Raw genomic sequence first — 20,792 nt, forward strand, 5'->3', positions numbered from 1 at the left:
TCGGGGATTGTTCGTGGTCTGGCCGAGAGGCGGGGGTAATCGTGTTCAAGTGGGGCATGTTGAGCGTGGCATTGGCATTGAGCGGCGTCGCCGATGCACAGACGAAGGAAACGGTGGACCTGGACATGGTCAGCCGCATCCGCCAGGAAGCCTTCCACCGGTCGCAGGTAATGGCGACCTTCAGCCATCTGACCGAGCAGATCGGTCCGCGCCTGACCAATTCCCCGGCCATGGGCGAGGCCAATACCTGGACCCGCAGCAAGTTCAACGAGTGGGGCCTGGTCAATGTGCATGACGAGGCCTTCGATGCATTCGGCCGCGGCTGGGAGTTCAGCAACGCCAGCGTGGAGCTGCTGAGCCCGCGCGTGGCGCCGCTGTATGCGCTGCCGAAGGCCTGGACCCCGGGCACCAACGGCCCCGTGGAAGGCGAGGTGATCAAGGTCGAGATCAAGAAGCTGGCCGACCTGGATCAGTACAAGGGCAAGCTCGCCGGCAAGATCCTGCTGCTCAACGATGCACGCGATTACGAGCGGGCCACCACGTCCGATTCGCACCGCCACGACGACGCCGGCCTGGCCGAGCTGCAGGTCTTCGCGGTGCCCAAGGACGTCGCCGATGCCAAGGCCGACCGTGCCAAGAAGGCCAAGGAATACCTTGAAAAGCAGGAACTGACCCGCGCCACCAATGCGTTCTTCGCCGAGCAGGGCGTGCTGGCCACGATCAGCATCAGCGGCTGGGACAATGGCATCATCCGTGTCGGTGGCGGCGGCTCGCGCAAGGCCGGTGAACCGGTCGGTGTGCCCGAGCTGGCGATGATGGCCGAGCACTACAACCAGCTGGTGCGCGCGGTGGACCAGAAGCAGGCGGTCAAGCTGCGCGTGAATGTCGAGGCCCGCTTCACCGACGAGCAGGACAAGCCCGGCTACAACACGCTGGCCGAAATCCGCGGCAGCGGCAAGGCGGACGAGATCGTCATGCTGGGCGCGCACATGGACTCCTGGCACACCGGCACCGGCGCAGCCGACAATGCCGCCGGCGTGGCGGTGATGATGGAAGCCATGCGCATCCTCAAGGCGGTGGGTGCCAAGCCCAAGCGCACCATCCGCGTGGCGCTGTGGAGTGGCGAGGAGCAGGGCCTGATCGGCTCGCAGGATTACGTGTCCAGGCACTTCGCGCGCTACCCCGAACCGACCGACCCGGCGCAGCTCAAGTTGCCGGCCTCGATGCGTGAACCCACCGGCGCCCTGCAGCGCCAGCGCGATTACGACAAGTTCTCGGCGTACTTCAACATGGACAACGGCTCGGGCCGCTTCCGCGGCATCTACGCGCAGGAGAACCTGGCCGCGGTGCCGATCTTCGAAGCGTGGCTGGCCCCGTTCCATGACGTGGGCGCGACCACCGTGGCGACCCGCAATACCGGCAGCACCGACCACATCGCGTTCGATCGCGTCGGCCTGCCCGGGTTCCAGTTCATCCAGGATCGGCTGGACTACTTCACCAACGTCCACCACAGCAACCTGGATACCTGGGACCACGCCGAGCCGGAGGACCTGAAGCAGGCCGCCGCGATCGTGGCTTCGTTCGTCTACAACGCGGCGATGCGCGATGAAAAGCTGCCGCGCAAGCCGTTGCTGACCCCCTGAGGCACGGTCTACCGGGCCGTCGACGGCCCGGTGCGGGGCGTGGGATCGAGCGAGAAGGCGAGGCGGTAGCCTGTGGGCCCGCCTTCTGCGGCCAGAATGCTGCGCACCATCGCCTCGTTGACCGGCAACTGACGGCCTACCGCATCACGGGGGGCGCCAAACAGCACGGACGGATTCTCCAGCGTGCCGGTGATCTCGCCGAGACAATGGGAAATGCCGCAGTGAAGGCGGCTCAGCCGCGGCGCGTCCGGGCCGGTGCCCAGCCGTTGCTGCAAGGCATGCTGATAGCTGCTGCGAACGTCCTGCGCGTCCCCATCGGTGGCGTAGGCGCGGTCCAGCGCCGCCATGGCCTGGTCGAAGCGCGGGCCGTCAATAAGCAACTGCCGCAGCTCATCCGAAGCCAAGCCATCAGCCAGGCCGAGCGCCCGTTCCGTGTCGCCGGCTGCCGTCGAGGCGTTGACGGCTGGCGTCTGCATGCGAGCGAGCGTCCCCGAAGGGGCCGTGCCGGGTGGCCGCGTGGACGCGCTGGACCCGGCGTCCGCCGGTACCGCTTGCTGGGCGGGTGGGGTCGTGGCCACTGAGGCAGCCACCGCGCCATCGGTGCCCGGTGCAGAACACGCGCCCAGCGCAGCGAGCAGGATCAGGGCGGTGACAGCGCGTGTGGCGGTGTGGTGCAGGGAAGGCGGCTCAAGGCGGGAGATTGTCACGGTCGATTGATGAAAAGCGGGCAACCCCGCCATCAGAGCATGTCCACGCCCAGTAGGCAGTAGGGATTATCCGATTTAGGCAGGGTCCGGCCCGGACAGGTAAAATTGCCGGGATTCCGTTTCCCGCCCTGAGCCCCCCATGACCTGCCGCACCCGTTTTGCCCCCAGTCCCACCGGCTACCTGCACATCGGTGGCGCCCGCACTGCGCTGTACTGCTGGCTGGAGGCCCGTCACCGTGGCGGCGAATTCGTGCTGCGCATTGAAGACACTGACCGCGAGCGCAGCACCCAGGGCGCGATCGACGCGATCCTGGAGGCGATGGAATGGCTGGGCCTGGGCTATGACGAAGGCCCGATCTACCAGACCCAGCGCGTGGCCCGTTACCAGGAAGTGGCCGAGCAGCTGGTCGCGCAGGGCAAGGCGTATTACGCCTACGAGACCAAGGAAGAACTGGACGCGATGCGCGAGGCCGCCATGGCCAAGCAGGAAAAGCCGCGTTACAACGGCGCCGCGCGCGATCTGGGCCTGCCGTACAAGGACGACCCGAACCGCGTGATCCGCTTCAAGAATCCGCTGGAGGGCACGGTGGTGTTCGACGACCTGATCAAGGGCCGTATCGAGATCGCCAACAGCGAACTGGACGACATGGTGATCTTCCGTCCGGACGGGTTCCCCACCTACAACTTCGCGGTGGTGGTGGATGATTGGGACATGCGCATCAGCGAGGTCATCCGCGGCGACGACCACATCAACAACACCCCCCGCCAGATCAATCTGTACGAGGGCATTGGTGCGCCCGTGCCGAAGTTCGGCCATATGCCGATGATCCTGGACGAGCAGGGCGCCAAGCTGTCCAAGCGCACCGGCGCGGCCGATGTGATGCAGTACAAGGACGCCGGCTACCTGCCCGACGCGCTGCTGAGCTATCTGGCCCGGCTGGGCTGGTCGCACGGTGACCAGGAGCTGTTCAGCCGCCAGGAGCTGATCGATCTGTTCGACGTGACCAACTGCAACTCCAAGGCCGCGCGCCTGGACATGGCCAAGCTGGGCTGGGTCAACCAGCACTTCCTGAAGACCGAAGCGCCGGACAGCATTGCCCCGCACCTGGTCTACCAGCTGAACAAGCTGGGCCTGGATCTGAACGCTGGTCCCGCGCCGGCGGACGTGGTGGTGGCGCTGCGCGACCGCGTGCAGACGCTGAAGGAAATGGCCGAGAAGGCGGTGGTCTGGTATCAGCCGCTGACCGAGTACGACGAAGCGGCGGTGGCCAAGCACTTCAAGCCGGGTGCGGAACTGGCGCTGGGCAAGGCCCGCGAGCTGTTGGGCGCGGCCGGCGAGTGGACGGTGGAGAGCGTTTCGGCGGCACTGCACGACGTCGCCACTGCGCTGGAGATCGGCATGGGCAAGGTGGCGCAGCCGCTGCGCGTGGCCATCACCGGCACCCAGGTCAGCCCCGACATTTCGCAGACGGTGTTCCTGGCCGGGCGTGAAGAGGCCTTGAAACGCATCGAGGTCGCACTCACTAAAGTACCGACGGCCTGACCACAGGAGACCGCGCATGTCCGCCAAGACCGCTTGTACCGCTCCGCACCATCACGTTCACGACGCCTCCGACTTCGTGAAGGTGGTCGAACGCGTGTGCTCGGAACGCGGGCTGCGGCTGACGCCGATCCGCGCGAACGTGCTGCGCCTGATCGCCGAGGCCGGGAAACCGGTCAAGGCGTATGAGTTGCTGGAGTGGGTGCGCAATGGCAAGGGCGTCGGTGCCGACGCCCCGCCGACGGTGTACCGCGCGCTGGATTTCCTGATGGCCAATGGCTTTGTGCACAAGCTGGAATCGGTGAATGCCTTCGTGGCTTGCCACCATCCGAGCAGTGCCCAGCATTCGGTGCCGTTCCTGATCTGCAACAGCTGTCACAGCGCGGTGGAGCTGGAGGACAAGGAGATTGTCAGTCAGCTGGAAAAGCGGGCCAAGGAGCTCGGTTTCCAGCCGCAGGCGCAGACGCTGGAAGTGCATGGCCTGTGCGCGCGGTGTGCGGGGTAAGGCAGGTACCGACCGTGGGGTGCTGCATCTGCCGGTAGGTACCGACCGTTGGTCGGTACGCTGTTGATGTTGAAACGCCGCGCATCTGCGCGGCGTTTTCGTTTCTGCACGAGAGCGGATGTAACGCAGCCTGGGGCGAGGAAAGGCTGCAAGCGCATCACCGCTTCGCACCGGCCGGCTCATGCACTTCCGCGGCGGTATCCACCTTGACGATCACCGACATGCCGGGGCGCAGGCGCGGGGCCAGCGGTTGGTCGGGGTCGATGGCGATGCGGATCGGCAGGCGCTGGACCACTTTGGTGAAGTTGCCGCTGGCGTTGTCCGGACGCAGGACGCTGAACTCCGAGCCCGTCGCCGGGGCGATCTGTTCGATGTGGCCATGCAGTTTCTGACCGTCGAAGGCATCCACGGAGAAGGTGGCCGGTTGCCCGATGCGCATCTTCCAGGTCTGGCCTTCCTTGAAGTTGGCCACCACCCACAGGGCGTCGGGCACCAGGAACAGCAGCTGCGAGCCGGCCGTGACGTACTGGCCCAGGCGCACCGAGGCCTCGCTGACCTGGCCGTCGCGCGGCGCCTGGATCACGGTGTTGGCGAGGTCGATCTTCGCCAGCTCCAGCTGGGCCTGGGCGGTTTCGACGCGGGCTTCCAGGCCTTTGCGGGCAACCTGGGTGGAGGTCAGGGTTTCTTCGGCGATGCGGATCTGCGCCTGCGACTGCAGCACGCTGGCCTGCGCGGACTGGGTGGTGGTGCGGAACTTGTCGCGGTCGTTGAGGGCGATCAGCTGCTGGGCGGCAAGCTCTTCGTAGCGCTTGAGTTCAGTGCGCGAGCGCGAGAGCTCGGCCTGGCCGGCGGAAAGGTTGGCCTGCGCCGCCTGGATCTGCGCGCGGTTCTGCGCCTGCGACTGATCGGAGTTGGCCAGTGCTGCCTTGGCGCTGTCCAGATCGGCTTCGGCCTGGACGACTTTCTCGCGGTAGATGCGGTCGTCGATGCGCAGCAGCGGTTCGCCTTGTTTGACGTGCTGGAAGTCCTTCACCAGCACCTCGGTGACGTAGCCGCTGACCTGTGGTGCCAGCACGGTGATCTGGCCGCGCACATAGGCGTTGTCGGTGGTCACCCGCGAGGTTTCGAACGGCCACAGCGACCACGCGCGCAGGATCAGTGCGATGCCGATCAGCGCGATCACGATCATGATGATGACACTCCGCAGGCTGGGCTTGAGGTACTTGGGCACGCCGGAGGGCGCGGCCGCCGGTGGCGGCGCGGGAGCGGGCGCGGCGTCGGTCGGTGGCGGCGGATTGACGTTTTCCGGGGCGTTATCGTCGTGCGGAGGTTGGGTCGACATGGGCGGGCTCATCGGGGCGCGACGCTGCCAGGCGTCGGCGCGGAAAGGGGAGGTGTCGGCGCGTGGCGTTTGCGCCATTGCTTGAGCACGGCGGTGCGGACCGCCAGCAGCAGCAACCAGCCAAGGAAGACCAGCGCGACGCGGCCGCTGAGCGCGAACACGTCATTGAACGCGCGCACGTTGGCTTCGCGGCGGGTGATCTGGGCCAGCTGCGCGGTGCCCTGCGCGCTGCGCTGCACCGGATCGGTGATCAGCCTGGCGTAAACCTGTTGTTGCTGCTTCAGGCGCTGGGCGACCACGTTGTCGGCCGGATCCAGCTGGCTGACCAGCGCGCCGGAATACACCTGTTCGCGGTGCAGCTGATAGGTGCCCAGCACGGCCGAGCCGGCCAGACCGCCCAGGGTCTGGGTGATGGAGAGCGTGACCAGGAAGGTGATCATGTGGTCCACGCCCTGTTTCAGCGCCTGGGTGATGCCGAGCATGATCAGCGGTCCCATGAACATGCCGGCACCGACCGAGGCCAGGAACTGGCTGGCGAAAAAGTCGTGCGGACGGTCCTGGCTGGTGCGGCTCTGGTCGAGCAGGGCGGCGCTGCCGAGCAGCAGGATCGCCATCAGCAACTGCGGGATCAGCCGCTTCGGCCCGAAGGTCAGCGAGCTGGCGGCGATGCCGGTGATCACGCCGGCCAGGATCACCGCGAACAACGGGCGCATCTGGTCCGGGCCCATGCCCAGCGTGCGCATCAGGCCGACCACGCCGTAGGACTGCTCGGTGGTCAGGAAGCGGATCAGGAACGCGCCGATGATGAAGTGGATCACCGGCAGGCTGGCCAACCACCGCGTCTGCAGCAGCGGATTGCGGCGGTAGTGTTCGATGATGAAAGCGGTGGTGGACAGCGCGATCGAGGCGACCAGCGCCCAGCCCAGCCATGGCGTGTCCAGCCACCAGCGCGTGTAGCCCTGCGCGAGCACCACCACGAGCAACCCGACCGCGGGGGCAAGCAGGGCAAAGGTGAGGAAGTCCAGCGGCTCGAAGGCCTTGATCTGCGCACCGGGCGGCAGCTTGAGCACCACGACGGCGGCGAATGCGCACAGCGCCAGGCCGGCCTCGAACAGATACAGGTTGTGCCACTGCCCGGTATCGACCAGGCCCGGCGAGACCAGCCAGGCGATCGGCACGGCCAACTGCGCGATACCGACGCCGATCACCAGCAGGTTGCCGGTGTATTTGCGCGGCAGCGACTGCAGCATGTACAGCGTGCCCAGGGTGCTGCAGGCCGCGCCGGCGAAGCCGCTGGCCGCGCGCATCAGCACGGTGGTTTCAAAGGTGCCGACAAACAGGTGCAGTACCGCAAGCGCGGCATACAGGCCCAGCCCGATCTCGGCGAACAGGCGGATGCCGTACTGCTGGCGGAACTTGAAGGCGAGCAGATTGGCGGTGACGTTGACCATCGCATAGGCGGCCACCAGCCAGCTGCCCTGCGCCGGGGTCAGCCCGAGCTGGCCCTGCAGGAACGGCAGGTTGGCGCTGACCAGGGCGTTGCCCAGGCCGCCGGTGATGCCGACCAGCAGCGCGACCAGGGCATAGGCGAGGCGGCGGTGCGGCGGATGCCACGGCATCGAAGCCGAGCCCGGCAGGGTCGGTTTTTCGTGCTCCTCCCAGTCCGGAACCGGCTTGAGGTACTGCGGCATCATCCCTCCCCGTCGGCAGGCCCCCGCAATCCGCCACGCAGCAATTGCAGGGCGCGCGTGGCCAGCCGGGCGCGTTCGTCACGCGTCTTGCCACGCAGCGCGGCTCCCAGCATGCCTGAGATGAGTGAAATGTCCGTCGTTTCCAGGTCCGGGCGGCACAGGCCGGCGGCGACCGCGCGGGCGATCGGTTCGCGCAGCAGTTCGTAGATGGTCTCGCGCGCGGTCCGGATCGGGATCTGATCTGGATCCACCGCGCGCCAGTAGTCCGACAGCGCGGGCGACTGGACGATTCGGTTGGCCATGCCTTCGAGCACCTCGAACAGCGCGTCGTCGCGATCGCCCAGGCTCTGTACCTGGCGCGCGATGCGGTTGACGGTGCGCTGGAGCAGCGCCTCGACCAGTGCGGTGCGGTCGGGGAAGTTGCGGTACAGCGTGGCCCGGCCGACCTGGGCGCGTTCGACCACCAGGTCCAGCGGTGCGTTCACGCCATGCTGGCCGAACACGGCATCGGCAGCGTCGAGGATCTGGGCGCGGCGGGCCGCCGCATCGGCACGTTGGGTAGGCATGCGCCATCATCGGACAGAACTGTCCGGGGCGGAAGGGGAGATGTCGCTTACCGCGCGCCTTGGTTGGCCCGCGCTTGGCAATGTCGACGGCAGGTGAGCTCAGCGCGGGGCGGCCACGCCGTGACAGCCGCCCATCCGGGCTTCACGGATCGGCAGGTTGACCAGCGCAGCAAGGATGGCCAGGCCCATGTCGGCGTACCACATCCACAGGTAGTTGCCGGTATGCGCCAAGGCAAGGCCGCCGAGCCAGGCACCGAAGAAGCCGCCGAGCTGGTGCGAGAGCAAGGTCAGGCCGAACAGGGTGCCGAGGTAGCGCGGGCCGAACAGTTTGCCGACCAGGCCGGCGGTGGGCGGAACGGTGGCCAGCCAGGTGAAGCCGAGCGCGGCGGAGAAGAGGTAGAAGGTCAGCGGTGTCGGCGGCGAGACGAGATAGACGCCGATCATCACGGCGCGGCTGGTGTACATCCAGAACAACAGGTACTTCATGCGGTAGCGCTGACCGAGCGCGCCAATGATCAGGCTGCCGGCGACGTTGAACAGGCCGATCAGGGCGATGGAGGACGAGGCGACGGTGGGCGAGAGGCCGCACAGCGCGATTTCGCCGGGCAGATGGGTGACCAGGAACGCGATGTGCAGGCCGCAGGTGAAAAAGCCCAGGTGCAGGTACCAGTAGCTGCGGTCGCGCAGGGCGATGCGCAGTTGTGCGCGCAGGCCCCCGTCATCGGTGGCACCGGCAGCAGGCGCATGGTCACCGGCGCGACGCCGCAGCGGCCAGGCCAAGGGCACTGAGAGCAGGGTGATGACGGCCATCGTGATCATGGCGCGGGCCCAGCCGGCGGTGCCGATGATCCATTGGACCAGCGGCGCGAACACGAACTGGCCCAGCGAGCCGCCGGCATTGATGAGGCCAGCGGCGAACGAGCGTTTTTCGGCCGGCAGGCGGTGCGCGGTAGCGCCGATCAGCACGGAGAAACTGCCGGCCCCGGCACCGGCGGCCATGAGCAGGCCAAGGGTGAAGGTCATGCCGAGCGGGCTGGTCAGCAGCGGTGCGAGCAGCAGGCCGGCGGCCAGCAGCAGGGCGCCGACGATGAGCACGGGCAATGCGCCGCGCTGGTCGGCAACGGCGCCAAAGACGGGTTGCACCGCGCCCCAGACAAACTGGCCGATGGCCAGCGCGAAGCTGATCTCGACGATGCTGACGCCGGTGCCGCGGTGGATGGGATCGACATACAGGCCGGAGGTCTGGCGCACGCCCATGGTGACCATGAGAATGGCCGAGGCGGCGACCAGCAGGGCCCAGTGCAGGGTAGGGGCGCGGGCAGCGGTGGTGGACGTGCTCATGCGTCGGCTCCGGCGGGCAGGGCGTGGGCGAACGGCACGCTCGGTGTGCACGTTGCCACAGTGTGCGGGCAGGGCATAGCACGCCGATGGCCGCGCACAAAAAAGGGGGCCTTTCGGCCCCCTCGGGTAACACAACCACCCAATGAATCGATCAGAAGTACGCGCGGATGCCGAACGCGACGCCGAGGATCCGCGGAAACACCGCGTCCCGCTGAGTCAAGGCGCGGACGGACCGGCAGGTTTTCGTTAGCGTCGGTGTCGGCCAGGTGGATGAAGTCCGTGAATTTGGTCTGGTAGTCGCAGAGAAGTCCAGGCGCTCGCTGTGGAGGCGGATGCCAAGTTCCACGCGCTGGGCGCTTATCCTGTCTTCTTTCTGCTCTTGATAAAATCGATGAACTCCTTCTTATGGCCCTCAAAGACGCGACGGCCGTACTTCCGATACTGAGGCTCGAACAGGGCGAAGGCCGCATCCAGGTTTCCCGATTCGAACTCGATGGTGGCGGCAAGCTCATCCATGTACTCGGTCGAGGCTTCGCCTTCTCCATAAGTGTTTCTGGCCATCGCTGCCCACTCCTTGGCCTTCTCAAACTGGGCGGTGTCGCGATAGAAGACCGCAATGCCATACGATGACATCTGCCCGTAGTCATACGCAGATTTCGGCTCAGGGATCATTCCCCAGCCTTCAAGGAAATGATGCTCCGCCTCAGCAATATCTCCCGTCAGCCACGCGGTTCTCCCGCGCTTGGCTATGGCAAGGAAGCGCTCTTCCAGATCCGCGCCGAGGCTCAGAGCCATGTGGATGTCTCCTACAGTTGTACATTGAATCGCATTCTGGATAAGTCTAGCTGAGGCGCCGATGGGGATCTGGTGGAGGCGCACCACTCCTTGAAGTTCGTGCCATTTGCGACAAAAGGAGGGGCCATTCGGCCCCCCTTTAGCGATACAGAAATCCCGCAAGTCGATCAGAAGTACGCGCGGATGCCGAAGGCGACGCCGCGGCCCGGCAGGGGGGAGTAGTCGCGCAGCAGCGAGGTGTGCGGGCGCACTTCCTGGTTGGTCAGGTTGCTGCCGTCCAGGAAGATCTCGTAACTATTGCTGTCGTTGCGGTCCCAGCGGTAGGCCAGGTGTGCGTCCACCAGCGTGTAGCCCTTGCTCGGATCCTCGTTCTGCGCCACATCCTTCTGGCTGCTGTAACGCACCGCGCCCACCGATGCCCGCCAGCCGTCACGCGACCAGCGCAGGTCCGCGCCCACCCGGCCCGGCGCGATCCGCGGCAGGTAACCGGTGTTGGCCAGGTCCACGGTGTAGTTGTGGTTGTGGTCACCGTGCGGGACGGCGATGTCGACGCTGCGGCTGCCGCTGCCATCCAGTTCGGCTTTCACGTAATCGCCGAACACGCGCAGGTCCCAGTCGCCCGCGTTGCCTTCGAAGAGGTGGAACAGGGCTTCGGCTTCGGCCCCCTTGAAGGTGGCGTCCTGCTGGGTCCACAGGCGGACCGGCAGCGATTCGACCACGCCGGTGTCGGCCAGGTAGATGAAGTCCTTGAACCTGGTCTGGTAGATCGAGGCGGAGAAGTCGACGCGGTCGCTGTGGGTGTGGATGCCCAGCTCGACGCGCTGGCCGCGCTCGGTCTTCAGGTTGGCATCGCCGATTTCCAGCGAACGGGTGGCGATGTGCGCACCTGCGGCGTACAGCTCTTCGTTGGTCGGGGCGCGCTCGGAACTGTCGATGCCGAAGCGCAGGTCGACGGCATCGTTGAGCGTCCAGATTCCGGCCGCGGAGAGGTTGGTGGCGTCGAACCTGCGGGCGCGGTAATCACCGGTCGGGTCCAGCTTGACCTGGTCGTGGCGGCCGCCCAGTTCCAGCTTGAACGGGCCGAACTGCTTTTCCTGCAGGACGAACAGGCCGATGTTCTTCGTGCCGGTATCCGGAACGAACGCCTCTTCACCCTTGGCACCGAAATCACTGTTGCCGAACTGCAGGCCGAACGCGCCATCCCAGCCGCCGATCTGCTCCTGCACGGCTTCCAGGCGGCCTTCGATGCCCCGGTTGGTGAAGCGGGTGGCCGGGGTGCCCGCCTCCAGCTCCACGTGTTCGTAGTCGGTATAGGCCACGCGCGCGTTGATGTTCTTCAGGAACGAGACCGGGTTGTAAATGCCGGCCTTGGTCTCGAAGCGGTTCTGCACCATGTCGATGCGGACGTCATGCTCGTCGCCTTCTTCCTCGTCGCCATGGTCGTGATCATGATCGTGGTCATGACCGTGGTCGTCCTCGGCATGCACGTGCGCGCCGTTGGGAATGCCGTAGTTGGTGCGGTAGGTGCTGGCCGAGACGCCGAAGTAGCCGTCATCGCCCAGCCACGTGGCACCGACGCCGCCGGCGCGGGTGCGGACCGAGCTGTTGTCCAGGCGGCCGCGGCGCGGCTCGTCCGAATCGCCTTCCTCGTGGTCGTGGCCGCTGTGGTCTTCCAGGCCATCGATCACGGCATAGCCGGGAATCCGGTAGTCATCGCCATTGCGGACCAGGCCATCGACATGCAGCACGACGTTGCCACTGACACCATCCAGCCGGAACATGCCGCTGCGCTCGTCGTTGACCGAGTTGCCACGCAGTTCGGCGCGGCCGCTGAGCGGACGGTCCGGCAGTTCGCGGGCGATGCGGCCATCGACCACGTTCACCGCACCACCGATTGCGCCGCTGCCGAACAGCAGGGTGGCCGGGCCTTTGAGCACTTCGATCTGATCGGCCAGGAAGGGTTCGATGCTGGTGGCATGGTCGGCGCTCACGGTGGAGGCATCCATGTTGCCCATGCCGTTGGACAGCACCGCCACGCGCGGGCCTTCCTGGCCCCGGATGATCGGGCGGCCGACACCGGGGCCGAAGAACGTGCTCTGCACGCCGGGCAGCTTGGCCACGGTGTCGCCAAGGGTGCCGGCCTTCTGCTCGTCCAGGCGCTCACCGGCCAGCACGTCGACCGGGCGGGCCAGCGATTCGGCATCGCCCTGCAGCGGCGAGGCGGTGACCTTCACGGTGGACAGTTCGGTCAGGTGACGGTCACGGTGGCTGCTGGCGTCATCGGCGGCAAGCGCCAGCGAAGGCAGCATCGCCGCGGCAAGGGCCAGGGAGAGGGCATGGGGTTTGAGCAGGAGGGAGCTGGAGCGCATAGGGCAAGGGCCTTCGGTCAATTGTTACAATATATCAATGGTGGGGCGCGCGAATCCCGTCATGGGACGGGTAGAGGGCAAGTCAGGGGGAGGCAGGGTGCGCGTCGGGATTGATGTTATATTATTCCATAACGCTTCGCCGACCCTGCTGGAAGTCATGCCCCTGTTCGCTCGAGTTCGCCATCTGCTGGATCGTTTCGGTGCCACCGGCTCGCTGCTGTGTGCCGTGCACTGCGCTGTGCTTCCGGTGCTGCTGGCCGCTGCGCCATCGCTCGGCCTGTCCGTGTGGATGAGCGACGGGGTGGAGCTGGCCCTGGTCAGCTTCGTCACCCTGCTGGGCCTGTTCAGCCTGGTCTGGGGCTGGCGCCGTCATGGCGCATTGCGCGCGCTGGGCTTCCTGATTCCAGGCCTGAGCGCCCTCTGGGCGGGGCTGTTGTACGACCCGCTGCACCACTCGGCGGTGCCGCATGCGGTGGTGATGACCCTGGGCGGCGTGCTGGTCGGTGTGGCCCATCTGGTGAATCTGCGGCTGAACCACGGCCACGGCCACGTCCACGACGCCAGCTGTGCTCATTGAGAGCGCGCATGGTAGGCTTTCCGATCGTGCGCGGGGGCGCCTGAGAGGGCGGCCCCGCCGAACCCGTGTCAGTACGGGGTAATCAGATTTCGCAGCATTCAGACTAAGGAGTTACGACATGGGTAAGGGTGACCGCAAGACCGCCAAGGGCAAGCGCTTCAATGCCAGCTACGGCAATTCGCGTTCGCACGTCGTGAGCAAGGCGGCCGTGGGCGCAGCTGCGCCGGTTGCCAAGAAGACCGTGACGAAGGCGCCGGCCAAGAAGGCCGTTGCCAAGAAAGCGGTGGCCAAGGCCGGCTGATCCAGCCAGGCGGGTCCATGAAAAACGCGGCGCTTGCGCCGCGTTTTTTTTTGCCTGCGCGCCGGGATCGCCTCAGCGCAATGCGGGCAGCAGGCGCTCGGGGTTGCCGTCATTGGGTGCGGCCGGAATGCCGAGCAGGCGGGTCAGCAGCGGATACACATCCACGTTGTCGAAGGCAGGCAGCGACTGCCCCTGCTTGAATGCCGGACCGCGCGCGACGAACACCGCGCGCATCGACGGCAGGGCGTTGTCATAGCCGTGCGAACCCCGGTCACCTGGGCCGCGTTTGGCCATCCGCTCCCGGGTCAGGGCATCCCAGCCCTCATGCATCTGGCAGATGATCGGTGGAATGCGCGGGTTGCTGCCGTACTTCCAACGCGCCGGCAGGGTTTCACGCGTCCAGCAATCGTAGTTCGCATGCGCGCCCAGCAGGATCTGCTCGGCCTGGGCCTGCTTGCCTGGCAAGGGCGCGAACCCGATCGACTGCCCTACCGAAATGTCGCGGGCAATCGTCGGATCGATCATGTCTTCGGTCGCCACCACGTGGCCAGCCGGTACGCTGGCCATCCCGTGATCGGACACCAGGATCACGTTGGTGGTATCGGCCAGTCCTTCGGCCTGCAGACCATCGAGCAGGCGACCCAGCGCGCTGTCGGCCAATGCCACCGCGGCGGCGTACGCCGGAGATTCCGGGCCGTGATTGTGGCCGGCCTTGTCGACCTGCTCCATGTACAACGTGACCAGGCGCGGCGCCTGCGGGCCCTGCTGGCCCAGCCAGCCCAGCACCTGGTCAACGCGATCGGGCAGGGCCACGGCTTCATCGTAACCATGCAGCTGGCTGGGGCGGATGCCTTGGATCGCGGCTTCGCTGCCAGGCCAGGACCACACGGCAGTACGTAGGCCGGCCTTTTCCGCACCGACCCAGATCGGCTCACCGCCCCACCAGCGCGAGTCGGCCACCGAATCGCGCATGTGCAGCTGGAACTGGCCCAGTCCGTCCTCGTGCATGCTGTTGTGGATGATGCCGTGGTGATCCGGGCGCAGTCCGGTCACGATCGTGTAGTGATTGGGAAAGGTCAGTGCCGGATACGACGGTGTCATCCATTGCGCCCGCACACCCTCCTGGACAAGCCGGCTGATGTTCGGGGTGATGCCCCGATCGATCATGTCCGCCCGCAGGCCATCGATGGAGATCAACAGCACTTTCTGCTGCGCGGCCGGGACACTCGGCGCTGCGCTGGCGACAGGCGCGACAGGCGGGGTGGATGATGTCGTGGCGCAGGCGGCCAACGAAAGAGCGGCGGCAAGCGCCAGGGAAAGGCGAGCGGAAATCATCGCGCCATGATAGTGCGTGGCGGTGACGCGTCGAAGACAACCAATGGCACACGCCACGCATGACGCATGACCTGCAGCTACGCGAACAATGAATCGTGCCGGGCTTCCAGCTGCAGCAGGGCCGCCTTGGTTTCCAGTCCGCCGCCGAAACCGGTCAATGCGCCCCCGGCGCCGATCACGCGGTGGCAGGGCAGCACGATCGGCAGCGGATTGCGGCCATTTGCGGCACCGACTGCGCGGCTGGCGGTGGGGTGATCGATGTGACGCGCCAGTTCGACGTAGCTCCAGGTCTGGCCGAAGGGAATATCGGCCAGCGCTTTCCACACGCGCAGCTGGAACGGCGTTCCGTGCGGGGCGAGTGGCAGATCGAAGCGCATGCGTTCGCCGCGCAGGTACTCCAGCAGCTGCCCGCGTGCGCCGCGCAGGGCGTGGGCGTCGCGCTGCCAGTGCTCGCGGCCTTTGGCGTCGTAAAGGTTGTTCTGGAACAGGATGTGGTGGATGCCCTGGCTGTCGCCGGCCACGGTGAGGGCGCCGATCGGGCTGTCGAAGGTGTCGTAGAGCAGGGTCATGAGGGAACTCCCGGAGCAGGGGTGGCCAGGTGCCACAGGTGCAGAACGGCGTAGGCGCGCCAGGGGCGCCACGATTGCGAACGTGCCTCGGTGGCGCGCTCGCTCAAGCGCGTGCCATAGCCGAGCACCTGTTGCAGGACCAGATCGCCGGCGGGGAACGCATCGGGCAGGGCCAAGGCGCGCAGCGCGATGTAGTGTGCGGTCCATGGGCCGATCCCGGGCAGGGCGACGCAGCGTTCGACGAAGCCGGCCAACGACTGGCCGACGCCAAAATCGAGCCGGCCCTCGACCACCGCCTGGGCGACACCGCGCACGGTGGCGGCCCGGGTACGCGGCAGGCCGATCGTTTCCAGCGGCGCCTGGGCCAGCACCGCGGGCGAGGGGAACTGGCGGTCCAGTCCTGCCGGCATGCCTTCCAGGGTGGCCCCGAAGCGGTCCACCACGCGGCGTGCCAGCGTCGCGGCGGCGGCCACGCTGACCTGTTGGCCGAGCACGGCGCGCACGGCCACTTCAAAGCCATCCCAACCGCCGGGCACGCGCAGCCCCGGGCGCTGCGCGATGCCCGCAGCGAGCAGCGGCTCCTGCATCAGCGTGGCGTGCACCCTGAGCAGATCTGCATCCAGATCGAAGATGCGCCGCACGCGCCGGACGATGCCCGGAATCGCGCGCGGATCGACCTGGCCCAGCTGCAGCAGCAGTTCGGGGCGCCGTGGATCGGCGGTCACGCTCAGCAGTGAGGGGCGCTCGGGCGGCCCGATCACGCGCTGGTAGCTGTCCGTGCCGATCTGCTCGATGCCGGGAATCGCGCGGCGGCGCAGGAAACCGAGCATCGCGGTGAAATCGAGCGGCGGCCGATAGCCCAGGCGCAGCGTGAGCGCGCCATCGGTCAGCGCGCCACGCTGGCGGCGGATCGCGGTCGGGGGCATGCCGCAGCCATCCAGGAAGGCCGCGTTGAAACGGCGCAGGCTGTTGTAGCCCGATGCCATCGCGACATCGGTCACGGGGAGCGCGGTTTCGGTCAGCAATTGCTTGGCCAGCAGCAGCCGCCGCGTGGCGTGGATCTGCGCTGGCGCGGCGCCGAGGCGGGCGACGAACAGGCGCTGCAGCTGGCGGGCACTCAGGCCGACGTGCGCGGCCAGATCGGCGACCGGCTGATCCTGCAGATAACCCTCATGGATCAGCGCCAACGCGCGCTGCAGGGTTTCATTGTCCAGCGCGTCCTGGGCCTCGGGCGCCAGCTCGGGACGGCAGCGCAGGCAGGGGCGGTAACCGGCTGCCGCTGCGGCGGCCGCGGTCGGGTAGTAGGTGACATTGGAAGGCTTCGGCGCCGGTGCCGGGCAGACCGGACGGCAGTAGATGCCGGTACTGCGCACGGCGGTGAAGAACACCCCGTCAAAGCGCGCGTCGCGGGACAGGCGGGCACGTTCGCAGGCGGTGTGGTCCAGGGGCAGGGCGGTCTCCATGGGGGCCAGTCTATGCCCGCCGCCCGGGCCTGGCTCGCCATTTTCGGACAGCAATGCCATGCCAGGGTCGCCCGGTTCAGGGCAGGTTGCCGCGATGCGCCGGCCGCGCACTAGACTGTGCGTGCGCGCTCATTTTGCCGCGCATTCCCCCCTTGCAAGGATTCCGGGTTGTCCATGTTGCTCAAGTCGTGGTGGTTGCCGTTGTTGTACCTGGGCCTGGCCGGTTGCAGCCAGCTGGAGAACCCGGGCAATGTCACCGCCGCCGACAAGGCCGTGCGGGCGCAGACGGCCGATGGCGATCACATGGTGTCCATCAATGCAGCCGATGCGCCGCCACCGCCGCCGCCCGCGCCCAAGCGGGGCGATCTGAGCTGGCCGCAGGCCGCGCTGGAAAACGGCAAGGCGTGGATCAGCTGCGATACCGACTACGCCGGTGACGCCGGCGATGGCGCCCCGCTGGAGGCGCTGGACCGGGCCAGCATCGAGGCCGCGCTGCAGCCCTGCGCCGAGCGCGGCCTGCTGCGCGTGCGCTATGTGGGCAAGATCAATCCGGGCTTCTCCGAGCTGGTCGCCCGGCTGGCGGTGGTCGCCGATGCGCAGCGGATTTCGCGGCGCATCCTGGACCTGGATTCCAGTGGCGGCCAGGTCGAAGCCGCCATCGTGGCCGGCGACCGCATCGGTGAATCCAACTGGACGATCTGGGTGCGCGAAGGCTCGGTCTGCCACAGTGCCTGCGTGTTCGTGCTCGCCGCCGGCGACAACCGGCTGGTCTCGGGCAAGGTCGGCATCCATCGCATGATGCGGATCAGTTCCAAGGCGACCTCGCGCGCTGAACTCAACCGCGAACTCCACGAGGTCTATGACAACGTGAAGGATTACCTGCAGCGCAACGGCGTGGCGGTGGGCGTGGCCGACCTGATGATGACCGTGCCCAACCGCAGCCTGCGCCTGTTGACCGCCGAGGAGCTGCGTCAGTTCGGGCTGGACGGCACCAACGCCGTGCAGGACGATCTGGAGCGGATCAAGCAGATGCGCAAATGCGGCGATGCGTTCGTGCGCCGCAAGGATGCCTTCCTGGTCGCCTTCGATCAGGAGTGCAAGCGCGAGGGCAGCGAGCTGGAGGCCGTCAACAGCTGCGGGCAGGCGCTTAAGCAGCGCTTCGGTTTCCCCGACGAGACGTGTCCGGACGAGAGTCCGCTGTCGGAAATCGATGTCTCCACTCTGCTGCCGACCACCGTGGCCCCGGACCAGCCGGAGACCGCCGAGCGGACCCTCGGTGACGCCCGTCCGGCATCGGCCGAGGCCGCCGAACGCAACTGACGGAGGACTCACGTGCTTCCCGTAGACTGGGCCCGTTCCTTCCAGCCAACGGTGTCCTGATGCGTGTTCCGCTGCTGCTGTTGTCCGCTCTGCTGCCTTTCGCCACGCTGGCCCAGGCGCCACCACCGGCCACCCCTGCACCCGCGCCGGCACGCTCCGCGCCTGCGGCCGCGCCCGCAGCGCGTCCGGCACTGAGCCCGGCGCAGCAGGCGCAGGTGCAGAAGCAGGATGCGGAAATGACCGCCGCCGCGTTGCAGGTGGCCAAGCTGGTCGATGCCAACCGCGCCGGCGAGGCGTGGAAAGGCGCTTCGGCCGTGGCGAAGAAGTCGGTGACCGAGCAGGCGTTCGTCAGCCAGCTCAGCGCTGATCGCCAACGTCTTGGCGCACTGGCCTCGCGCGGCCAACCGGTGGTGACCCGGGTCAAGTACGCCGCCGGGGCAACCGTTCCCGAAGGGCTCTACATCAACGTCAGTTTCCCCACACGCTTTGCCAACAGTGCCCAGCCGGTGCGCGAACTGGTCTCCTTCCGGTTCGACGAAGACCGCATCTGGCGCCTGGCCGGTTACAGCGTGCGTGCCGCCACCCCCTGATTGCCGGAGCCTGCGCAGATGAGTATCGAGATCCAGATGCTGGTGTGGTCGATGGTGCTCGGTCTGGTGCACGTGTTCGCGCCCTCCACGCTGATCACCCGCGAGCGCGGCATCGGCTGGAACGCCTCCGCGCGCGATCAGCCGATGCCACCGCCGGGCCCGCTGGCCGGCCGCCTGCAGCGCGCGCAGAGCAACTTCATGGAAACCTTCCCGTTCTTTGCGGCCGCGGTGCTGGCGGTGGTGCTGACCCAGCGCCAGGATGGGATGACTGCCGTGGCCGTGCAGCTGTATTTCTGGGCGCGCCTGATCTACCTGCCGCTGTACGCCGCCGGCGTGCCTTATGTGCGCAGCCTGGTGTGGCTGGTCTCGCTGCTGGGCATCGTGATGCTGCTGTGGGCGTTGCTGTGAACCGGTGCTGGCGCGCCTGATCCAGATCAAGGACGGCGCCGACGCCACGGCGCTAAGCTGCACCTGACACGTAACGGCAGGATGGGATCATGCAGTCTGTGGATGTGGTGGTGGTGGGTGCCGGCCCGACCGGGCTGTGCTTCGCACGCGCGCTGGCCGATACCGGCCTGAGCGTGACGCTGATCGAACAGCAGCCGCGCGCGGCGCTGGCCGACCCGGCCTTCGATGGCCGCGAGATCGCGCTGACCCACGCCTCGCGCCAGATCCTGGAATCGTTGGGCCTGTGGGAGCGGCTGGACCCGGCCGAGATTTCCCCGCTGCGCGATGCCAAGGTGATGGACGGCGGCTCGCCGTTCGCGCTGACCTTCGCTGCGCACGAGCGTACCGGCGATGACCTGGGCTGGCTGGTGCCCAATCATCTGATCCGCCGCGCCGCGTGGCAGAGCGTGCAGGGCCAGGCCGGGCTGGACATCGTGGACCAGGCCAGCGTGACGGCCGTCGCCCCCGGCCCCACCCACAGCACGGTCACCCTGGCCGATGGCCGCCAGTTGGCCGCGCGCCTGGTGGTCGCCGCTGACAGCCGCTTCTCCGCGACCCGTCGCCTGCTGGGGATCGGGGCGCAGATGCGCGACTTCGGTAAATCGATGCTGGTGTGCCGGATGCAGATCGAGGTGCCGCACCGGCACACGGCCTGGGAGTGGTTCGGCTATGGCCGCACGATGGCGCTGCTGCCACTCAACGGCGACCAGGCCTCGGCGGTGATCACCCTGCCGCCGCGCCAGATCGCAGGCTTGATTGCCCAGGACGAAGGCGACTTCGGCCGCAGCATCAGCGCGTTCTTCGAGCATCGACTGGGCGCGATGCGGCCGCTGGCCACGCCGGTCGCGTATCCGCTGGTGGGCGTTTACGCGCACGCGTTCGCCGGCGACCGCTGCGCGTTGATCGGCGATGCCGCGGTCGGCATGCATCCGGTGACGGCCCATGGCTTCAATCTGGGCCTGCAGAGCCAGCATCGGCTGGCCGGGATCGTGCGCAGGGCGGCGGGGCAGGGGCGCGACATCGCCGCGCCGTCCGGGCTGACCGCGTACGAGCGCGGCCACCGGTTGGCCTCGCGGCCGCTCTACGAGGCGACCAATGCGATCGCCTCGCTGTATACCGATGACCGCCTGCCGGCGCGGCTCCTGCGCCGGGCCGGGCTGCGGCTGGCGCACGGCGTGGCCCCGTTCCGCCAGTTGATCGCCGCCCACCTCACCGGTAGGTGACGACCGTTGGTCGTCACACAGGGTCAGGGCGCGTCGCTGTCGGCGATCACGTGGATGACGGTGTCGGCGAACTGCACCTGCTGGCCCGCGCGGATCTTGCAGGCCTTGCGCAGCTCCACTTCACCATCCACCAGGACCTGGCCGTCGCCGATCACGGTCTTGGCTTCGCCCCCGCTGGTGACCAGGTCGGCCAGCTTGAGCAGCTGCTTGAGCTCGACGTAGTCGCGGTCCAGTTCAAATTCGAGGGTCTGCATGAAAACGGGTATCCTGGGAAGAGGCGCGGGCGTTGGGCCCGGCCGGGAGAGGGCGCGTATTGTGCGCCAGCACGCGGCAGAACGGCATCCACGTGGCAATCTGTACACGTTGTTCAGGAACGATGCGGTATCATCGCCCCCTGAGTGAGTGAATTCTCCTCCGACCGAGCAGCGCCAGGGCACGCGATAAGAAAGGGCGCCCAAAGCGCGGACC

At 67.3% G+C, this 20,792-nt stretch carries 20 protein-coding genes; 9 read left to right on the plus strand and 11 right to left on the minus strand.

The window, feature by feature from the left end; translation table 11 throughout:
* Positions 1–56: 56 nt before the first annotated feature.
* Entirely contained in the window at positions 57–1,643 is a 1,587-nt protein-coding gene (locus PV764_RS19575) for a M28 family metallopeptidase (RefSeq protein WP_421117406.1), read from the plus strand.
* 8 nt (positions 1,644–1,651) lie between these two features.
* Here PV764_RS19575 and PV764_RS19580 read toward each other — a convergent pair whose 3' ends face one another.
* On the minus strand, positions 1,652–2,119 hold the full coding sequence (locus PV764_RS19580) for a hypothetical protein (protein WP_421117363.1): 468 nt from the start codon (positions 2,117–2,119) through the stop codon (positions 1,652–1,654).
* 370 nt (positions 2,120–2,489) lie between these two features.
* Here PV764_RS19580 and gltX point away from each other — a divergent pair, with 370 nt between their 5' ends.
* Positions 2,490–3,893 carry a glutamate--tRNA ligase gene (gltX, locus tag PV764_RS19585; protein ID WP_019184451.1) on the plus strand — a complete coding sequence of 468 codons (1,404 nt, stop codon included), beginning with the start codon at positions 2,490–2,492 and terminating at the stop codon, positions 3,891–3,893.
* Positions 3,894–3,909: 16 nt separating this feature from the next.
* Complete coding sequence (locus PV764_RS19590) at positions 3,910–4,395, plus strand: Fur family transcriptional regulator (RefSeq protein ID WP_019184450.1); 486 nt, start codon at positions 3,910–3,912, stop codon at positions 4,393–4,395.
* 157 nt (positions 4,396–4,552) lie between these two features.
* On the opposite strand, the gene PV764_RS19595 is transcribed toward PV764_RS19590, so the two are convergent.
* The 6 genes from PV764_RS19595 to PV764_RS19620 all read right to left on the minus strand — a co-directional run bounded on the left by PV764_RS19595 (position 4,553) and on the right by PV764_RS19620 (position 12,499).
* A complete protein-coding gene (locus PV764_RS19595) occupies positions 4,553–5,737 on the minus strand; it encodes an HlyD family secretion protein (protein ID WP_421117365.1) in 1,185 nt (394 codons plus the stop codon).
* Positions 5,738–5,745: 8 nt separating this feature from the next.
* Positions 5,746–7,431, minus strand: coding sequence for an MFS transporter (locus PV764_RS19600; protein ID WP_019184448.1), 1,686 nt, complete (start codon positions 7,429–7,431; stop codon positions 5,746–5,748).
* Positions 7,428–7,994 (minus strand): TetR/AcrR family transcriptional regulator, encoded by a 567-nt coding sequence (locus PV764_RS19605; protein WP_421117367.1) that lies wholly within the window; start codon positions 7,992–7,994, stop codon positions 7,428–7,430. Before PV764_RS19605 ends, PV764_RS19600 begins: the two co-directional genes overlap by 4 nt.
* A gap of 99 nt (positions 7,995–8,093) precedes the next feature.
* Positions 8,094–9,335 carry an MFS transporter gene (locus PV764_RS19610; RefSeq protein WP_421117368.1) on the minus strand — a complete coding sequence of 414 codons (1,242 nt, stop codon included), beginning with the start codon at positions 9,333–9,335 and terminating at the stop codon, positions 8,094–8,096.
* Positions 9,336–9,692: 357 nt separating this feature from the next.
* Entirely contained in the window at positions 9,693–10,130 is a 438-nt protein-coding gene (locus PV764_RS19615) for a hypothetical protein (protein ID WP_266084844.1), read from the minus strand.
* 167 nt (positions 10,131–10,297) lie between these two features.
* Positions 10,298–12,499 carry a TonB-dependent receptor gene (locus PV764_RS19620; protein ID WP_421117371.1) on the minus strand — a complete coding sequence of 734 codons (2,202 nt, stop codon included), beginning with the start codon at positions 12,497–12,499 and terminating at the stop codon, positions 10,298–10,300.
* Between the two features lie 157 nt (positions 12,500–12,656).
* Between PV764_RS19620 and PV764_RS19625 the strand changes: the two genes are divergently transcribed.
* Together PV764_RS19625 and PV764_RS19630 are read left to right on the plus strand one after the other, a co-directional pair.
* Positions 12,657–13,076 carry a MerC domain-containing protein gene (locus PV764_RS19625; RefSeq protein ID WP_421117372.1) on the plus strand — a complete coding sequence of 140 codons (420 nt, stop codon included), beginning with the start codon at positions 12,657–12,659 and terminating at the stop codon, positions 13,074–13,076.
* A 118-nt stretch (positions 13,077–13,194) separates the two neighbouring features.
* A complete protein-coding gene (locus PV764_RS19630) occupies positions 13,195–13,377 on the plus strand; it encodes a 30S ribosomal protein THX (protein WP_019184443.1) in 183 nt (60 codons plus the stop codon).
* A 72-nt stretch (positions 13,378–13,449) separates the two neighbouring features.
* Here the strand turns inward: PV764_RS19630 and PV764_RS19635 are convergent, their stop codons facing one another.
* The 3 genes from PV764_RS19635 to PV764_RS19645 all read right to left on the minus strand — a co-directional run bounded on the left by PV764_RS19635 (position 13,450) and on the right by PV764_RS19645 (position 16,744).
* Positions 13,450–14,712, minus strand: a complete 1,263-nt coding sequence (locus PV764_RS19635) for an ectonucleotide pyrophosphatase/phosphodiesterase (RefSeq protein WP_421117374.1) — start codon at positions 14,710–14,712, stop codon at positions 13,450–13,452.
* Positions 14,713–14,789: 77 nt separating this feature from the next.
* Entirely contained in the window at positions 14,790–15,281 is a 492-nt protein-coding gene (locus tag PV764_RS19640; RefSeq protein WP_421117376.1) for a methylated-DNA--[protein]-cysteine S-methyltransferase, read from the minus strand.
* Positions 15,278–16,744 (minus strand): AlkA N-terminal domain-containing protein, encoded by a 1,467-nt coding sequence (locus tag PV764_RS19645; RefSeq protein WP_421117377.1) that lies wholly within the window; start codon positions 16,742–16,744, stop codon positions 15,278–15,280. The genes PV764_RS19640 and PV764_RS19645 overlap by 4 nt, the downstream gene beginning before the upstream one ends.
* Positions 16,745–16,921: 177 nt before the next feature.
* Here PV764_RS19645 and PV764_RS19650 point away from each other — a divergent pair, with 177 nt between their 5' ends.
* From PV764_RS19650 to ubiM, 4 genes are all read left to right on the plus strand, one after another.
* Positions 16,922–18,064 carry a hypothetical protein gene (locus PV764_RS19650; RefSeq protein WP_421117407.1) on the plus strand — a complete coding sequence of 381 codons (1,143 nt, stop codon included), beginning with the start codon at positions 16,922–16,924 and terminating at the stop codon, positions 18,062–18,064.
* A gap of 59 nt (positions 18,065–18,123) precedes the next feature.
* Positions 18,124–18,654: a DUF4019 domain-containing protein gene (locus tag PV764_RS19655; RefSeq protein WP_421117378.1), complete on the plus strand. Its 531-nt coding sequence runs from the start codon at positions 18,124–18,126 to the stop codon at positions 18,652–18,654.
* Positions 18,655–18,672: 18 nt separating this feature from the next.
* Complete coding sequence (locus tag PV764_RS19660; protein ID WP_019184437.1) at positions 18,673–19,062, plus strand: MAPEG family protein; 390 nt, start codon at positions 18,673–18,675, stop codon at positions 19,060–19,062.
* Between the two features lie 89 nt (positions 19,063–19,151).
* Complete coding sequence (ubiM, locus tag PV764_RS19665) at positions 19,152–20,324, plus strand: 5-demethoxyubiquinol-8 5-hydroxylase UbiM (RefSeq protein ID WP_019184436.1); 1,173 nt, start codon at positions 19,152–19,154, stop codon at positions 20,322–20,324.
* Positions 20,325–20,347: 23 nt separating this feature from the next.
* On the opposite strand, the gene PV764_RS19670 is transcribed toward ubiM, so the two are convergent.
* Positions 20,348–20,578: an RNA-binding S4 domain-containing protein gene (locus tag PV764_RS19670; RefSeq protein ID WP_019184435.1), complete on the minus strand. Its 231-nt coding sequence runs from the start codon at positions 20,576–20,578 to the stop codon at positions 20,348–20,350.
* Between the last annotated feature and the right edge of the window lie 214 nt (positions 20,579–20,792).

The organism is Stenotrophomonas sp. AS1, assembly GCF_048957655.1.
GTDB lineage: Bacteria > Pseudomonadota > Gammaproteobacteria > Xanthomonadales > Xanthomonadaceae > Stenotrophomonas > Stenotrophomonas bentonitica_A.

Excerpts from the sequence above, each read along its gene's own strand:
- PV764_RS19575 (WP_421117406.1), top strand. The coding sequence starts at position 57 with ATGTTGAGCGTGGCATTGGCATTGAGCGGCGTCGCCGATGCACAGACG.
- PV764_RS19580 (WP_421117363.1), bottom strand. The coding sequence starts at position 2,119 with ATGCAGACGCCAGCCGTCAACGCCTCGACGGCAGCCGGCGACACGGAA.
- gltX (WP_019184451.1), top strand. The coding sequence starts at position 2,490 with ATGACCTGCCGCACCCGTTTTGCCCCCAGTCCCACCGGCTACCTGCAC.
- PV764_RS19590 (WP_019184450.1), top strand. The coding sequence starts at position 3,910 with ATGTCCGCCAAGACCGCTTGTACCGCTCCGCACCATCACGTTCACGAC.
- PV764_RS19595 (WP_421117365.1), bottom strand. The coding sequence starts at position 5,737 with ATGTCGACCCAACCTCCGCACGACGATAACGCCCCGGAAAACGTCAAT.
- PV764_RS19600 (WP_019184448.1), bottom strand. The coding sequence starts at position 7,431 with ATGATGCCGCAGTACCTCAAGCCGGTTCCGGACTGGGAGGAGCACGAA.
- PV764_RS19605 (WP_421117367.1), bottom strand. The coding sequence starts at position 7,994 with ATGCCTACCCAACGTGCCGATGCGGCGGCCCGCCGCGCCCAGATCCTC.
- PV764_RS19610 (WP_421117368.1), bottom strand. The coding sequence starts at position 9,335 with ATGAGCACGTCCACCACCGCTGCCCGCGCCCCTACCCTGCACTGGGCC.
- PV764_RS19615 (WP_266084844.1), bottom strand. The coding sequence starts at position 10,130 with ATGGCTCTGAGCCTCGGCGCGGATCTGGAAGAGCGCTTCCTTGCCATA.
- PV764_RS19620 (WP_421117371.1), bottom strand. The coding sequence starts at position 12,499 with ATGCGCTCCAGCTCCCTCCTGCTCAAACCCCATGCCCTCTCCCTGGCC.
- PV764_RS19625 (WP_421117372.1), top strand. The coding sequence starts at position 12,657 with ATGCCCCTGTTCGCTCGAGTTCGCCATCTGCTGGATCGTTTCGGTGCC.
- PV764_RS19630 (WP_019184443.1), top strand. The coding sequence starts at position 13,195 with ATGGGTAAGGGTGACCGCAAGACCGCCAAGGGCAAGCGCTTCAATGCC.
- PV764_RS19635 (WP_421117374.1), bottom strand. The coding sequence starts at position 14,712 with ATGATTTCCGCTCGCCTTTCCCTGGCGCTTGCCGCCGCTCTTTCGTTG.
- PV764_RS19640 (WP_421117376.1), bottom strand. The coding sequence starts at position 15,281 with ATGACCCTGCTCTACGACACCTTCGACAGCCCGATCGGCGCCCTCACC.
- PV764_RS19645 (WP_421117377.1), bottom strand. The coding sequence starts at position 16,744 with ATGGAGACCGCCCTGCCCCTGGACCACACCGCCTGCGAACGTGCCCGC.
- PV764_RS19655 (WP_421117378.1), top strand. The coding sequence starts at position 18,124 with ATGCGTGTTCCGCTGCTGCTGTTGTCCGCTCTGCTGCCTTTCGCCACG.
- PV764_RS19660 (WP_019184437.1), top strand. The coding sequence starts at position 18,673 with ATGAGTATCGAGATCCAGATGCTGGTGTGGTCGATGGTGCTCGGTCTG.
- ubiM (WP_019184436.1), top strand. The coding sequence starts at position 19,152 with ATGCAGTCTGTGGATGTGGTGGTGGTGGGTGCCGGCCCGACCGGGCTG.
- PV764_RS19670 (WP_019184435.1), bottom strand. The coding sequence starts at position 20,578 with ATGCAGACCCTCGAATTTGAACTGGACCGCGACTACGTCGAGCTCAAG.